The sequence below is a fragment of the Actinoplanes sp. NPDC048791 genome, assembly GCF_040650095.1.
Lineage (GTDB): Bacteria > Actinomycetota > Actinomycetes > Mycobacteriales > Micromonosporaceae > Actinoplanes.
Map to the genome: position 1 here is coordinate 1 of NZ_JBEZGQ010001551.1, position 1,418 is coordinate 1,418.

Annotated in this window: 2 protein-coding genes; both read left to right on the plus strand. The window is 73.4% G+C overall.

All coding sequences use genetic code 11. The features are described from left to right. A partial coding sequence (locus tag AB0C29_RS48395) for a GGDEF domain-containing phosphodiesterase (RefSeq protein WP_360835117.1) occupies positions 1 to 953 on the plus strand: 953 nt, incomplete at its 5' end. 9 nt (positions 954 to 962) lie between these two features. Then, positions 963 to 1,418, plus strand: a 456-nt coding sequence (locus AB0C29_RS48400) for an MFS transporter (RefSeq protein ID WP_360835119.1), incomplete at its 3' end; no start/stop codon positions are given.

The following is a 1,418-nucleotide window of genomic DNA, read 5'->3' on the forward strand; positions in this document are numbered from 1 at the left end:
CCGGCGGCCACGAACTGCTGATCGGCGTCAGCATCGGCGTCGCCGACGGTACGGGCACCACCGACCCCGTCGAGGTGCTGCGCCGCGCCGACGTCGCCATGTACGCCGCCAAGTCCGTCGGCGACACCCACCGCCGCCACACCGCCGACCTCGACAACACCGCGGACGAGCAGGCCCGGCTGGGTGCCGAGCTGCGCACCGCACTGGACACCGGCCAGTTCCGGATGGTCTACCAGCCGATCGTCGAGCTGCCGAACGGGCGGCTGCGGGCGGTCGAGGCGCTGGTCCGCTGGGACCACCCGGAGCGCGGGATGATCTCCCCCGACCGGTTCATCCCGGCGGCCGAGCACAACGGGCTCATCGTCGAGCTGGGCGAATGGATCCTGCGGACCGCGTGCGCCCAGGCCGTCGAGTGGCAGGCCGACTGGGGTGCCCGCGCGCCCCAGCGGATCAGCGTCAACGTCTCGGCCCGGCAGCTGGCCCAGCCCGGCTTCACGGCCGTGGTGGCCCGCGCCCTGGCGGACACCGGGCTGCCGGTCGGCAAGCTCACCGTCGAGGTCACCGAGACCGCGGTGTTCGGCGGCGGCCAGGCCGTGCAGACCCTCAACGAGCTGCACGAGCTGGGCGTACGGATCGCCCTGGACGACTTCGGCACCGGGCACTCGTCGCTCGGCCTGCTCCAGACCGTGCCGGTGGACGTCCTCAAGGTCGACAAGTCCTTCGTCGACAACATCACGATGGCGGGCCGGCACGCCGTGATCGCCACGGCACTGATCCGGGTCAGCGAGGGCCTCGGCCTGACCGCGGTCGCGGAGGGTGTGGAGACGGCGGAACAGGCCGAGGAGCTGTACCGGCTGGGCTACCAGCTGGCCCAGGGCTACCACTTCGGCAAGCCCCAGGCCGAGCCCGACTTCGCCGCGTACGCCGTGCGCGAACCGGCCCCCAGCCCGTAAGGTGCGCCGGTGGACTTCCGCCGGCTGTGGGCCGCGTACGCGGTCAGCGAACTCGGCACGGCGCTGAGCCTGGGCGCTCTCCCCCTGATCGCCACGCTGGCCCTGCACGCCTCCGTGCTGCAGGTGTCGCTGCTGGCCGCGCTCGGCGGGGTGGCCGGCGCGGCTCTGGCGCTGCCGCTCGGCCCGTGGATCGAGGTCCGGCACAAGCGCCCGGTGATGATCGGCGCGGATCTGCTGCGGTGCGCGGCGCTGGGCAGTCTCCCGGTCGCCGCCTCGCTCGGCGTCCTGAGCTACACCCACTTGTGTCTGGTGGCGGTGGCCCAGTCGGTGGGCGGCATCGCTTTCCAGGCGGCGAGCGGCGCCCATCTCAAGGCGCTCGTCCCGCCGGATCAGCTGGCCGTGGCCAACGGCCGCTTCGAGGCGACGTTCTGGACGGTCAGCACGGCAGGCCCGCCGCTGGGCGGG